The organism is Azospirillum griseum (genome assembly GCF_003966125.1).
Taxonomy (GTDB): domain Bacteria; phylum Pseudomonadota; class Alphaproteobacteria; order Azospirillales; family Azospirillaceae; genus Azospirillum; species Azospirillum griseum.
Window position 1 is genome coordinate 172,118 of the sequence record NZ_RXMA01000001.1, and the last position, 13,775, is coordinate 185,892.

Genomic DNA, 13,775 nt, shown 5'->3' on the forward strand with positions numbered 1-13,775 from the left:
GAGATCATGCGTGCATGGCTATTTCATCAAATCTCGGACATTGCGTCACACGACACGGATTCCGCCGGGCGCGTGCGCCGCGCGCGCGGCAAGCTTGACGCAAGCTTCGTATCACACCTAATCAATGGAGTTTCTTGCCTTTTGGTTTTTATCCGGGTAAAACGCGCCGCCGCCGGTCTCGCCGGTTGGCCACCGCCAACGCAGGACGCCCACCATGACCTCGCCGACCACGCACGACGTTCCCCGCAACGCAGCACCGGCGGCGCGGCGGCGATCCCGCTGGGTGTGGCTTCTGCTGCTGGTGGCGCTGGCGCTCGGCGGCGGGGCGGTGTGGCGCGCCCGGCTGGCGGGAGAGGCGGCGGCCACCGCCCCGCAAGCCCCGGCCACGCCCGCCGCCGAACGCCCGATTGAGCTGGCGGCCATCGAGGTGACGCGCGTCACCCCCCGCCGTCTGGCCGACACCGTGCGCCTCAGCGGCTCCATCACCCCATTGGAGCAGTCCTCCGTCAAGTCGGAGGTGGCGGCCAAGCTGACCGACGTGCTGGTGCGCGAAGGCCAGCCGGTGCGCAAGGGCGACGCGCTGGCCCGATTCGACACCGCCGACCTCACCGCCAAGCTGACTGAAAAGCTCAGCAATCTGGACGGGGCCAAGGCGCAATTGGATCTGGCGGCCAAGACGCGCGCCAAGAGCGCCACATTGCGCCGCAACGACATCGTGTCCGAAACCAATCTGGATCAGGCGCAAAGCAGCTTCGAATTCCAACAGGCGCAGGTCGCCGCGCTGGGCGCGCAGGTGGAGTTGGCGCGCAAGGCGCTGCGCGACGCCGTGGTGCTCAGCCCGATCAACGGCATGGTCGCCACCCGGTCGGTGCATCCCGGCGAGAATCTGGCGGTCAACGCGCCGATGTTCACCATCGTCGATCTCAGCCGGGTGGAGGTCGAAGCCACGGTTCCCGCCGACGAGGTGGCGCGCCTGCGCACCGACCAGCCGGTCAATCTGCGGGTGGAGGGGTTTGGCGACCGGCGATTCCCCGGCCGCATCGCCCGCATCAACCCGATGGCCAAGGCCGGGTCGCGCGCCATCCCCGTCTATGTCAGCGTGGACAACGCCGACGGATCGCTGCGCGGCGGCATGTTCGCCAGCGGCGAGGTGCTGGTGCAGGAGGCCGAACGGGCCGTCGCCCTGCCCCCGGTGGCGGTCCGCGCCGACGGCCAGGGTGATTTCGTGCTGGTCATCGCCGCCGATGGCCGGACGGAACGGCGGGCGGTGACGCGCCGGGGCCTGTGGGCGCGCGGTGATCTGGTGCAGGTCGATGGTCTGGCGGAGGGCGACCGCGTCGTCACCGGCAACCTGCCCGGCCTGACCGCCGGGCGCGCCGTCACCGTCATCGGGGGTTGAGCGCCATGCCGATCACCCGCATCAGCGTCGACAACCCGGTGTTCGCCACCATGATGATGGTGGCCCTGCTGGTGCTTGGGCTGTTTTCCTACAACCGTCTGGGCGTGGACCAGTTCCCGGACGTCGATTTCCCCGTGATCGTCATCTCCACCCAATATCCCGGGGCCAGCCCGGAAACGGTGGAAACCGACCTGACCCGCCCGATCGAGGACGCGGTCAACACCATCGCGGGGATCAAGACGCTGACCTCGCGCTCCTACGAAAGCCAGTCGGTCGTCATCGCCGAGTTTGACCTGAAGACCGCCTCGACCCAGGCGTTGCAGGACGTGCGCGAAAAGGTCTCCGCCATCCGCGCCACCTTCAACACCGACGTCAAGGATCCGCAGATCACCCGCTTCAACCCGGACGATCAGCCCATCCTGTCCATCGCCGTCAAATCCGATCTGCGCACCCTGCGCGATCTGACGACTCTGACCGATCAGACGATCCTGAAGCGCTTGCAGAATGTGCGCGGCGTCGGCAAGGCGACCATCGCCGGTGGGGTGAAGCGGCAGATCCAAATCCGCCTGAAGCCCGAACGGCTGGAGGCGCTGACCGTCGGCGTTGACGAGGTCATCCGCGCCGTGTCCAACGAAAACCAGGACCGCCCGGCGGGCACGGTGTCGGGCAACGGGGCCGAACGGGTGGTGCAGGTCGATGGCCGGGTCAGCGAGCCGCGCCAACTGCTGGACCTCATCGTCGCCCGCCGGGGCAACGCGCCGGTGCGTCTGGGGCAGGTCGCCGAGGTGATCGACGGGCAGGAGGAGCAGGACTCGCTCGCCCTGTTCAACGGCGCGCCCGCCCTGGCGGTGGATGTCGTCAAGGTCCAGGGGGCCAACACGGTGGAGGTGGCGCGCGGCCTGTACCGCGCCATCGCCGATCTGAAGACCGGCGGCGGCCTGCCGCCCGACGTGACGATGGAGGTGGTGCGCGACACCTCGCGCGGGATCACCAACTCGCTGAACAACGTGCAAAAGACGCTGGTCGAGGGTGGCGTCCTGACGATTGTCATCGTCATGATCTTCCTGGGATCCTGGCGCAGCACGGTCATCACCGCGCTGACGCTGCCGGTGGCGGTCATGGGAACCTTCGGCGTGCTGGCCGCCTTCGGCTTCACCCTGAACGTGATGACGCTGATGGCGCTGTCGCTGGCCATCGGCATCCTGATCGACGACGCCATCGTCGTGCGCGAAAACATCATGCGCCATCTGGGCAAGGGCCAGGGCCACCGGCAGGCGGCGTTGGACGGCACATCGGAAATCGGGCTGGCGGTGCTGGCCACCACGCTGACCATCGTCGCCGTCTTCCTGCCTGTCGCCTTCATGGGCGGCATCATCGGGCGGTTCTTCCTGCAATTCGGCATCACCGTGTCGGCGGCGGTGCTGATCTCGCTGTTCGTGTCCTTCACCCTCGACCCGATGCTGTCGAGCCTGTGGTACGACCCCGCCGCGCACGGGCGGCATGGCAACGGCCCGTTCGGCCGCTTCGCCCGCGCCTTCGAACGCGGGTTCGACGCGCTGTCGCACGGCTATGGCCGGGCGCTGGCCTGGGCCTTGCGCTGGCGCTGGCTGGTGCTGGTGCTGGCGCTGGGCAGCTTCGTCGGCAGTTTCCTGCTGGTCCCGCGCATCGGGGTGGAGTTCGTGCCCGCCGCCGATCTGGGCGAACAGGTGATCGATGTGGAGGCGCCGGTGGGATCCTCGCTGGACTACACCGCCGCGAAGATGCGGCAGATCGAATCGGCGGTGCGCGAATTTCCCGAAATCGCCTACACCTACGCCACGGTGAACACCGGGGTGTCGGTGGGGCGCAACCGGGGCAGCCTGTTCCTGCGCTACAAACCCATCGACCAGCGCAAACGCTCGCCCAGCGACCTCGCGCCGCTGCTGCGCGCCCGGCTGGCCGCGATCCCCGGCATCACCATCGGCATCGGCATCCCCGGCGTCGGCGGCGTGCAGAAGCAAATCCAGGTCTCGGTCCAGGGCCGCGACATCGGCGAGCTGGACCGCATCGCCAAGCACGTCACCGCCGCCATGGGCCGGATTCCCGGCTTCGTCGATGTGGACAGCAGTTTGAAGGCGGCCAAGCCGACCCTGTCGGTGCGGCTGAACCGCGATCTGGCCAGCGATCTGGGCATCGGCACCGCGCAGGTCGCCGCCACCCTGCGCCCGCTGTTCGCCGGGGACAAGGTGTCGAGTTGGAAGGCCCCGGACGGCGAAAGCTATGACGTGCAGGTCCGTCTGCCGGAGGGCGACCGGGTGGGCCGCCCCGATCTGGACCGGGTCTATCTGTCCGGCGGGACGGACGCCAACGGCGCGCCGCGCATGATCCCGCTGGCGCAGGTCAGCCGGGTGGACACCACGCTGGGGGCGTCGCAGATCAACCGCCGCGACCTGCAACGCGAGGTCAATGTGAGCGCCAACGTCCAGGGCCGGGCGGCGGGCGACGCGGGCAAGGATTTGCAGGCGGCCATCGCCTCCATCAGCCTGCCCCCCGGCTACCGCATCGTCTTCGGCGGCTCCACCAAGGACATCGCCGAGACCAGCAGCTACGCCGCGCAGGCGTTGGCGCTGGCGGTCATCCTGATCTACCTGATCCTTGCCTCGCAGTTCGGCAGCTTCCTGCAACCGCTGGCGATCATGGTGTCGCTGCCGCTGTCGCTGATCGGGGTGTTCCTCGGCTTGTTGGTGGCCGGGACCACGCTGAACATCTTCAGCGCCATCGGCTTCATCATGCTGATGGGGCTGGTGACGAAGAACGCCATCCTGCTGGTCGATTTCGCCAACCAGGCCCAGGCCAAGGGCAGCGACCTGCGCGCCGCCCTGATCGAGGCGGGCGTCATCCGCCTGCGCCCCATCGTGATGACCACCATGGCGATGATCTTCGGCATGATCCCGTTGGCGCTGGGCATCGGCGAAGGGGCGCAGCAGCGCGCGCCCATGGCCCACGCGGTGATCGGCGGCCTGATCTCCTCCACCATCCTGACGCTGCTGGTGGTCCCGGTCATCATGACCTACCTCGACGCGCTGTCGCGCCGGGCCAAGCGCTGGTTCGCCCACGCCGACCCCGACGCGCAAAGCCACGCGGCGGCGGAGTGACGGGCCTCCCCCCGTTTACGACAAGGCGGCGGTGCGCAGGGTGGCGCGCTGGCCGACCGCGTCGCGGTTGGCGGCCAACCACAGCTCCGCCGTCTGACGCCCGGTTTCGCGCAGCCAGCACAGAAAGGCCCAGTCCGTCACCAGCTTCGAATAGACGCCCAGATCGCGCAGGGCGGTGTCGGCCTCGATCAGATGCAGGCGCGGGGCGTCGGGCTGGGCGATCAGGCCGCGCAGTTCGGTGAGCAGCGGGGCGTTGAAGGTGATCTGGTTCAGGCGGGCGGCGATGGCGGTGGGCTGTTCGGGCGTGGTGGGGGCGGTCAGCGGGTTGATCGTGACCACCGCCACATCCGCCCCGGCGCAGGCGGCGACCAGCGGCACGACCGGCGGGTTGGCGACGTAACCACCGTCCCAGCACTCCACTCCGTCGATGGACACGGCGCGGAACAGGTGCGGCAAACAGGCCGAGGCCAGCAGGTGATCCACCCCGATCTGCGTTTCATCGAACAGCAGCAACCCGCCGCTGCGCACGCTGGTGGCGCTGATGAACAGGCGCAGGCCCGACTCGCGGATCAGCTCCGGCTCCACCAGCTCCGTCAACAGCGGGCGCAGCGGGTGGGTCTCCGCCCCTTGCGTCTGATAGGGCGAGACCCAGCGCCGCGCCCATTCCACCAGATGGCTGCCAAAGGCGTGATCGACGTTCCAACGGTCGCTGGCGATCCGCTCCCCCCAGCGGGCGAACAGGCGGGCCGACAGGCCGGGACGGATCGGCCCCAGTTGCCCCGCCGCGCTGATGCGCTCCCAAAAGCGATCCAGCTCGGCCCGCGCCCCGGCGCGTCCGCCGCGCGCCCAGCCTTGCGCCAGCATCGCCGCGTTCATCGCCCCGGCGCTGGCCCCGCTGAGACCGACCAGCGCGAAGGACTCCTCCTCCAACAACCGATCCAGCACGCCCCAGGTGAAGGCCCCATGCGCGCCGCCGCCCTGGAGCGCCAACGCCAACGTGCGGGGCGGCGGCGGTTGCGGTTCCGGCGTCGGCGCGGGCAAGGCGGCGGGTCCGGACGGGCGGACGGAAGCCGCGTCCCAGCCCCCATCCCATCCGGTGACGCGGTGCCGCAGGCTCTGCCAGAAACGTTTGAGGATCGGCACGACCGGACACTCCCCCGCGAAGACGGCTCCCGCTTATGCCGCACCGCAGCATGAGCCGTCCACCCGCCCCTGACAAGGCTGCCGTTCGGCCAGGAAAACGTCAGGACGCCCCATCCGCTCCCAGACCGGGGAGATCGACCGACCGGACCACCGGACCGCCGAAGCGTTCCCACGCCAGTTCATGGCCGATGTAGACGAAGGGGCCGATGACGAAGGCGAAGGCGGACAGACCGGCGGCGGCCACCGCGTCGCCGATCACCCAGTAGTTGGTCGAGAAATCGAGCGTGGTGACGATGCCGCGAAAGGTGATGGTCTTCCACACCGCCCGGCTCCATCCCCCGCCCTCCGGCCCCTCCACCGCCGCCGGGGTGGGCGCGGCGGGTGGCGTGGTCGACGCCCAGTCGGGCAGGCCCGTTCCCGTGGCCAGCCGGTTGCGGAAGCCACGTTCGATCTGATCCCACGCGCTGTTGACCCACCCCTCGTCGGGCGTGACCGGGGGGGTGTCGGGGGAACCGGCAAAGGCATAGCGGACCTGCACCGCGTCGCGCGGGTCGGTGACGCGAAAGGCGGCGGCGGCCCACCGCTCGGGCACGCGCCAGCCCTGGCGCTGCGCCTCGCCCAGGCTCTGCGTCCAGGCAGGATCAAGCGTTTCGCCCTCCGCCCCGGCCACCACGCTGACCCAGGCGCAGGAGCCGTCATGGTCGGAGGCGTAGCGCACGCGGGCCAGCGGCAGATCGCTGCGCTCGCAGGCCGGGGCCTTGCCCCACAACGGATCGGCCCCGGGGCTGGCGACCTGGATCAGCGCGGTGGCGTCCACCGCCCCGTCGCGCAGGCGCACCAGGCTGAGGCTGGTCACGGCCCCCGGCTTGTCGAAACCCGCCGGGGAATGGATGGCGCGCCCGGTCAGCCGCCAATCGCCTTCGGGCAAGGGCACCTGCTTGCCGTCCACGGTGACGCCGCCGCTCAACAGGCTGTTCGGGTCCAGCAGCGGCGCATCCGCCGCAACCGCCGCCGCCAGCGGCAGCAGCGCCAGCGCGCAAGCCGCGCCAAACAGAAGGGAACGCACACGCATCGGACGGGTTGGGCGCACGGTCGCTCTCCGGCATCACGGTCAAGGTCGCAAACGATTCGCAGCATCGCAGAAACCGGCGGGTCCGTCACAACAAGATTTGTTGACGATCCGCGGATTTTCCCGCACGGCAAAAGGTGACGTCGCTGTTGCTCGCCCCCGCGCTGATCCGTGATTGTTTTCCACGGCGACAACTCACGCACAGCCATCATCAACGCTTGCGGTTATTGCCGCAGAGACCCGATCCACGCCCATTTTTTACCCAACAACTGCCTGTTGCCCGATCAACGCCACCCCGATCACCCCCGCGCCGATCTGGCCCGCGCGGCTGGAAAGGCGGGGTGGAATGGTCTAAGCATGGCGCGCCCACCCTGCCCCCGCGCGTCAAAGGCCGCCCACCCGTGCCGATCCTCATCCCCATCGACGACCCCGACGACCCGCGCATCGCCCCCTACCGCGACGTGCGCGAACGCGATCTGGTCGGGCGCGAGGGGCGTTTCATCGCCGAAGGGGCGGTGGTGGTGCGCAGTCTGGTCGCCGCCACCGGCCATCGGGCGCTGTCGCTGCTGATCGCCGACAAGCGGGCCGACGCGTTGGCCCCGCTGCTGGCCCGCCTGCCCGCCGACACGCCGGTCTACACCGCCGGTCAGGCGCTGCTCGACCGTGTCGTCGGCTTTCCGCTGCACCGGGGTATTCTGGCCTTGGGCGAACAGGCCCCCGGCCCCAGCGCCGACGCCCTGCTGGCCGCCATGCCCGCCCGGGCGCGGGTGGTGATGCTGTTTGGCATCGGCAACCACGACAATCTCGGCGGCATCTTCCGCAACGCCGCCGCCTTCGGCGCGGACGGCGTCATTCTGGATTCCGGCTGCTGCGATCCCTTCTACCGCAAGGCGCTGCGGGTGTCGGTGGGGGCGACGCTGCTGGTCCCCACCGCCCGGCTGGCGGCGGGGGAGGATCCGCTCGCCCTGCTCGACGCCCATGGGTTCGAGGCGGTGGCCCTCAGCCCGTCGGGGGGCGAAACGCTGGCCCGTCTGGTCCCGCCCCGGCGCGCGGCCCTGCTGTTCGGGTCGGAAGGGCCGGGCCTGCCGCCCGCCCTGCTGGCCCGCGCCCGCAGCGTGCGGATTCCCATGGCGGGCGATTTCGATTCCCTGAACGTCGCCACCACCAGCGGCATCGTGCTGCACCATTGCGCCAGCGACGCGCCGGAGGAGCGGCCATGACCGACCCCAGCACCACGGACAAACCCGACGCGGACGGCCCCGAGGCGGACCCGCATCTGGTCCATGACCTCGCCATGGCTCACCCGGAGGTGACGACGCTGGCCGCCGCCGGGCTGTTGCGGATGACCGACGCGGAGGGCCGTGGGCTGGTGGCGCTGGGCCTGCCGCTGCCCAAGGGCAAGCGCGACCTGCTGGTTCCCGCCGACCGCCGCGCCGCCATCCTGTTGGAGATTCAGGGCCGCATCGACCGCGCCCACCGGCGCGACGCGCTGCTGGCGCAGGGGCGCCGGGCGCTGGCCGGGCGCGGCACCGCGCTGCTGGCCGCCGACCACAGCGTCCCCGATCACCGCACCCGCGTGCGCGCCGTGCGGGAGGAGGCGCTCCAGTGGCCCGGCCTGCCCACGCCGGTGCGGCTTCAGGTCAGCCGCAGCCTCGACGCGCTGGAGTTGGACGACCTCGACGACGCCACGCTGGCCGAGCGGCTGGAGCGCGACCCCACCCTGTCGCGCCGGATGGAGGACGCGTTGTCCCGCGTCGCCGCCGCCCTGCGCGCCTACGCCGACGACATCGGCGACCCGCCCGACGAGTGGGGCTTTCCCGCCTTCGCCGACCGGCTGGCCCGCGCCGCCCGCAACCGGCTGGACGCCGACGATCTGCTCGACCGGTGGGAGCGCGAGCACGACCAGTGGCGGCGCGATCGGGCGGAAGGGCGCGGCCACGCCTATGTCCGCCGCCATTTCGACCTGTCGCGCTTCGAGGGACTGTTCCCGATGGCGCGCGGCCTGACCCGCAAGCTGGTGCTGGTGATCGGCCCGACCAACTCCGGCAAGACCCACCACGCCCTGTCGGCCCTGCGCGCCGCCCGCGACGGCGTCTATCTCGCCCCGCTGCGCCTGCTGGCGTTGGAGGTGATGGAGCGGCTGAACGCCGACCAGACCCCCACCACCCTGGTGACGGGGGAGGAGGAGATCCGCACCCCCGGTGCCCGCCACACCGCGTCCACCATCGAACTGATGGATCCCAACCGCCCGGTCGCGGTGGCGGTGATCGACGAGATCCAGATGCTGGCCGATCCCGAACGCGGCTGGGCCTGGACCGCCGCCCTGATCGGTGTGCCCGCCGAAACCGTCTACATCCTGGGCGCGCCGGAGGTTCGCCCGCTGGTGGAGCGCGCCGCCGCCCATCTGGGCGAAACGCTGGAGGTGGTGGAGCTGGAGCGCAAGGCCCCGCTGTCCCCCCTGCCCCAGCGGCTGGATTGGCCGGACGTGGAGCCGGGCGACGCCCTGATCGCTTTTTCCCGGCGCGAGGTGCACAGCGTGCGCGACACGCTGCTGGCGCGCGGGCTGACCGTGGCCGCCGTCTATGGCGCGCTCGCCCCCGCCGTGCGTCGGCGCGAGGCCGCGCGCTTCCTGTCGGGCGAGGCCGATGTGGTGGTGGCGACCGACGCCATCGGCATGGGGATGAACCTGCCCTGCCGCCGCGTGCTGTTCACCGCGCTGGAGAAGTTCGACGGCGCGTCCGTCCGCCCGCTGACGGCGACGGAGATCAAGCAGATCGCCGGGCGCGCCGGGCGGTTCGGCCAGCATGAGGAGGGGTTTTACGGCGTCATCGGGCGCGGAACCCCGCAGGCGCTGCGCCAGTTGCTGGAAAAGCCCGACAGCCGCCTGCGCGCCGACGCGCCGCTGCCGGTCCGCCCGTCCCGCGCCATGCTGGCCCGGCTGGCCGACCATGTCGGGACCGCCGAAACCCGGCTGGTGATCGATTGCTTCGTCGCCGGGAACCGCAACGGCGGTGGCTCGGGTGGCGGTGGTGGCAACGCATCGCCCTTCCGCCTGTCCGATCTGTCCGGGCTGCGACGGGTGGCGCTGCTGGTGGATTCCCGGCGGTTGACGCTGGATCAACGGCTGGATCTGCTGCTCGCCCCCGCCGATCTGGAGGATGCCGCCGACGCCCGCGTCTTCGCCGCCATCCTCGACGCCATCGAACAGGGGGAGGTGTTGCCGCTGGGCCGCCTGCTGCCCGACCGGCTGGACGGGCTGGAGGCCGACGCGCTGGAAGCCTATTCCCGCGCCTGCGATCTCTATTTCTGGGCCGCGCGCAAATTCCCCGACGCCCTGCCCGACCGCGACCGCGTGCGCGCCGCCCGCGACGCGCTGGGCCAACGCCTGTCCGAAAAACTGTCCTCCCGCGCCCGCCGCCGCGAACCCCCGCCCGCCGCCGGGTTCCGGGGCGCACCGCGCAAACGCTTCGGCCCGAAACGGCGGTGAGGGGAACGACGGTGAGAGGGGCGGATCAGCCTTCCACCGGCTCCTCCGGCCAAAAGGCGGCGTCCATCATCTGGGCAAAGCTGTAGGGGCACTCCGCCGGGAACACGCGGCGGGGCAAGCCGGTTTCCTTTTCCGCCTCGATCAAGGCCAACCGGTAGGCGTCGCGGATGGCGTCGTCGAGTTTGGATTTGAGGCTGGGGTTGTCGTCCAAATGGCTGGACAGGCGGTAACGCTGCTCCTCGACGCTCAAACGCCAGGAGTTGCCGCGCAAACCAGGCTGGAACTGCCATTTCAGCAGATGCAGGGCCAGAACGACCAGGCGGTTGACCAGCTCCCGTTTTTCGCTCCGCCCCATGCTCTCGATCTCCTCGGCGATGTGGGCGATGTCGGCGTCGTTCAGCTTTCCGGCGCGCAGCAACGCCGCCTGCTGGGTCGCCCAGGCGTAAAAATCGGTGTCGTACAGGCTGTTGTCGGTCATGCCGCCCCCTCGCCCTCCGGGGTGGTTTCCGGGGTGGTGTCCGGCGCGCTCTCCGGGGCGGCCTTGCTGCGGGTGCGTTTGACCGGGGCGGCCGGGGGCGGGGCCTCACCCGACGGGTCGGCCAGCGCGTGCAGCAGCCGTTCGCGGATCTTCGCCAATTTGCCCTCGTGCATCACCTTCAGGCCGAAGACGTCCTTCACGTAAAAGACGTCGATGGCCTTTTCGCCGAAGGTGGAGATTTTGGCCGAGGAGATTTGCAGCGTCAGGTTCGACAGCGCGCGGGTCAGATCATAGAGCAGACCGGGCCGGTCGCGCCCGTTCACCTCGATCACCGTGTGGGTGGTGGAGGCGGCGTTGTCGATCAGCACGCGCGGCGGCACATGGAACACGCGGGTGCGGCTGGCGTGGGTGGTCTTGCGCGTCGCCAGCTCCTGCAACGGCTTCAGCTGGCCCGACAGCACCCGTTCGATCATCACCGACAGCTTGGCCAGCTTGTCGCCGCTTTCGAACGCCCCGCCCGCCCCGGCGTCCTGCACGGAAAACACGTCCAGCGCCATGCCGTTGGTCATGGTGAAGATGCGGGCGTCGACAATGTCCGCGCCGGACGCGGCAAAGGCCCCGGCGAGGCGGGAGAACAGGCCATGGTGGTCGCTGGCGTAGATCGTCACCTCCGTCACCGCGCGGGCGCGGTCGATGCGGGTGTCAACGGTCAGCTCGCGCCCGTCGCGTTCGGCCCCGCGCACGATGCGGGCGTGGTGGGCCAGCGTCTCGGCGTCGAAGGCCAGCCAATAGGCGGGATAGCCAAGCGTCTTGTGATGCTCATACGCCGCGTCGTCGAAATCGCGCAGCTCGTCGCGCAGGGCGGCCTGCGCCGCCTCGATCCGCCGCCCGCGCCCTTCGACGGTCATGCCGCCGGACATCAGCTCTTCGGAGCGGTTGTAGAGTTCGCGCAGAAGCGCGGCCTTCCAATTGTTCCAGCGCTGCGGGCCGACCGCGCGGATGTCGGCCACCGTCAGCACCAGCAGCAGGCGCAGGCGTTCGGGCGATTGGACCAGCGCCACGAAATCGCGCACGGTCTTGTCGTCTTCCAGATCGCGTTTGAAGGCGGTGTGCGACATGGCCAGATGCCAGCGGACCAGCCACGCCACCGTTTCGGTTTCCTCCGCCGTCAGGCCCAGGCGCGGGCACAGCTTTTCCGCCACCCGCGCGCCCAGCACCGAATGGTCGCCGCCGCGCCCCTTGGCGATGTCGTGCAGCAGCACGGCGACGTAGAGCGCGCGCTTCGACACGACCTTGTGGATCACCTCCGACGACAGCGGCAGTTCATTCACCAGTTCCCCGGCGGCGATCTTGTGCAGGATGCCCAGCGCGAACAGCGTGTGCTCGTCCACCGTGTAGACGTGGTACATGTCATACTGCATCTGCGCCACCACCCGACCGAAATCGGGGATGAAGCGGGCCAGCACCCCGGCCTCGTTCATCCGGCGCAGGGTGATTTCGGGGTCCTTCATCCCGGTCAGGATGTCCAGGAACAGCCGGTTGGCTTCCGGATCGACGCGCAGCTTCGGCCCGATGGCGCTGAGCGAGCGGGTGATGGAGCGCAACGCGTTGGGGTGGATGTCGATGTCGTTGAGCTGGGCGGTGTGGAACAGCCGGATCATGTCGATCGGCTTGTCCTTGAACTGCTTCTCGTCGCGGGCGTTCAACCGCTCGCCATCGACGACGAAGCCGTCCACATCCTTGCGCCGGGCCACCGTCGCCAGCCGCAGCAGGTTGAATTTCGGCGGGCGTTTCGATTCCGCTTCCAGCGCGGCGCAGAAGATGCGGGTCAGATCGCCCACATCCTTGGCAACCAGGAAGTAATGCTTCATGAAGCGTTCCACGCCCTTGGTCCCGGCGTGGTCGGTGTAGCCCATGCGCGCGCCGATGGAGGTCTGCACGTCGAACGTCATGCGGTCTTCCAACCGCCCGGTCAGGTAATGCAGGTGGCAACGCGCGGTCCACAGGAAATTCTGCGCCTTGGCGAAGCGCTGCGCCTCCTCCGGCAACAGGACGGAGCGGCCGACCAGATCCTCCACATTCTCCACGCGGTAGAGGTATTTGGCGATCCAGAACAGGGTTTGCAGATCGCGCAGACCGCCCTTGCCGTCCTTCAGGTTGGGTTCCAGCACGTAACGGCTGTCGCCCATCTTCAGGTGGCGGTTGTCGCGTTCGGCCAGCTTGGCTTCCACGAACTCCGGCCCGGTGCCGATCACCACATCCTTGTCGAAGCGGCGGCGCAGATCGGCGAAAAGCTGGCCCGGCCCCCAGAGGTAACGCGATTCCAGAATGGCGGTGCGGATGGTGACGTCGGCCTTGGACTGGCGGATGCAGTCATCGACGCTGCGCACGGCGTGGCCGACCTTCAGCCCCAAATCCCACAGGATGTAGAGCATGTATTCCACAACCTGCTCCACGCGCGGGGTGCGCTTGTAGGGCAGCAGGAACAGCAGGTCGATGTCCGACGCCGGGGCCAGCTCCCCCCGGCCATAGCCGCCGGTGGCGGCGATGTCGAACACCTCGCCCGCCGTCGGGTTGGCGGTGGGGAAGATGTGCATCACGGTGAAATCGGCCAGTGAGCCGATCAGCCGATCGACCAGATAGCAATTCTCCCGCACGCAGCTTTCGCCCGAGCCGCCCGCCTCGAACCGCCGCCGCACCTCCTCCCGCCCGGCGGCCAGCGTGCGGCGCAGGCAGGCGATCAGGGCCGGGCGCAGGCTGTCGCGGGTCCCATGTTCGGCGATCAGCGCCTCCAACTCCCCCGACAGCGCGCGGCGGGAGATGATCGCGCGCTTGTTGGGGATGCTGTGCGGCTTGGCGGGGGCCAGGGAAGCGGTGGCGCGTGCGGACAAAATCAAGGAACCGACCTCGCATCAACGGCTGTCCGGGTCTGGACAGGCCGTTCGGACTATAACGGCAAAGTCCCACCGTGGCATCCCCGATGACGGGACCGGGCCAACCACGCGGCGGCCTGTGACCGTCGTCACTGCCGACCCCGGCCGACCGGTTCAGGATGCTTCTGGAAC

Annotated in this window: 8 protein-coding genes; 4 read left to right on the forward strand and 4 right to left on the reverse strand. The window is 69.7% G+C overall.

Translation table 11 applies throughout. The features are described 5' to 3' along the window. Window positions 1–214: 214 nt before the first annotated feature. Window positions 215–1,399 carry an efflux RND transporter periplasmic adaptor subunit gene (locus tag EJ903_RS00840; RefSeq protein ID WP_126611224.1) on the forward strand — a complete coding sequence of 395 codons (1,185 nt, stop codon included), beginning with the start codon at window positions 215–217 and terminating at the stop codon, window positions 1,397–1,399. 5 nt (window positions 1,400–1,404) lie between these two features. Beyond that, the gene (locus tag EJ903_RS00845; RefSeq protein WP_126611226.1) at window positions 1,405–4,533 is read left to right on the forward strand and encodes an efflux RND transporter permease subunit; all 3,129 of its coding nucleotides are present in this window, start codon (window positions 1,405–1,407) and stop codon (window positions 4,531–4,533) included. A gap of 15 nt (window positions 4,534–4,548) precedes the next feature. On the opposite strand, the gene EJ903_RS00850 is transcribed toward EJ903_RS00845, so the two are convergent. Continuing rightward, window positions 4,549–5,676 (reverse strand): patatin-like phospholipase family protein, encoded by a 1,128-nt coding sequence (locus tag EJ903_RS00850; protein WP_246015045.1) that lies wholly within the window; start codon window positions 5,674–5,676, stop codon window positions 4,549–4,551. A 100-nt stretch (window positions 5,677–5,776) separates the two neighbouring features. Continuing rightward, entirely contained in the window at window positions 5,777–6,748 is a 972-nt protein-coding gene (locus tag EJ903_RS00855; RefSeq protein WP_126611228.1) for a DUF2061 domain-containing protein, read from the reverse strand. A 398-nt stretch (window positions 6,749–7,146) separates the two neighbouring features. Here EJ903_RS00855 and EJ903_RS00860 point away from each other — a divergent pair, with 398 nt between their 5' ends. Together EJ903_RS00860 and EJ903_RS00865 are read left to right on the forward strand one after the other, a co-directional pair. Then, window positions 7,147–7,965, forward strand: coding sequence for a TrmH family RNA methyltransferase (locus EJ903_RS00860; RefSeq protein ID WP_126611230.1), 819 nt, complete (start codon window positions 7,147–7,149; stop codon window positions 7,963–7,965). After that, window positions 7,962–10,232, forward strand: a complete 2,271-nt coding sequence (locus EJ903_RS00865; protein ID WP_126611232.1) for a helicase-related protein — start codon at window positions 7,962–7,964, stop codon at window positions 10,230–10,232. The genes EJ903_RS00860 and EJ903_RS00865 overlap by 4 nt, the downstream gene beginning before the upstream one ends. A gap of 25 nt (window positions 10,233–10,257) precedes the next feature. Here EJ903_RS00865 and EJ903_RS00870 read toward each other — a convergent pair whose 3' ends face one another. Together EJ903_RS00870 and EJ903_RS00875 are read right to left on the reverse strand one after the other, a co-directional pair. Then, entirely contained in the window at window positions 10,258–10,710 is a 453-nt protein-coding gene (locus EJ903_RS00870; RefSeq protein ID WP_126611233.1) for a DUF29 domain-containing protein, read from the reverse strand. Beyond that, window positions 10,707–13,604 carry a [protein-PII] uridylyltransferase gene (locus tag EJ903_RS00875; RefSeq protein WP_246015113.1) on the reverse strand — a complete coding sequence of 966 codons (2,898 nt, stop codon included), beginning with the start codon at window positions 13,602–13,604 and terminating at the stop codon, window positions 10,707–10,709. Before EJ903_RS00875 ends, EJ903_RS00870 begins: the two co-directional genes overlap by 4 nt. Between the last annotated feature and the right edge of the window lie 171 nt (window positions 13,605–13,775).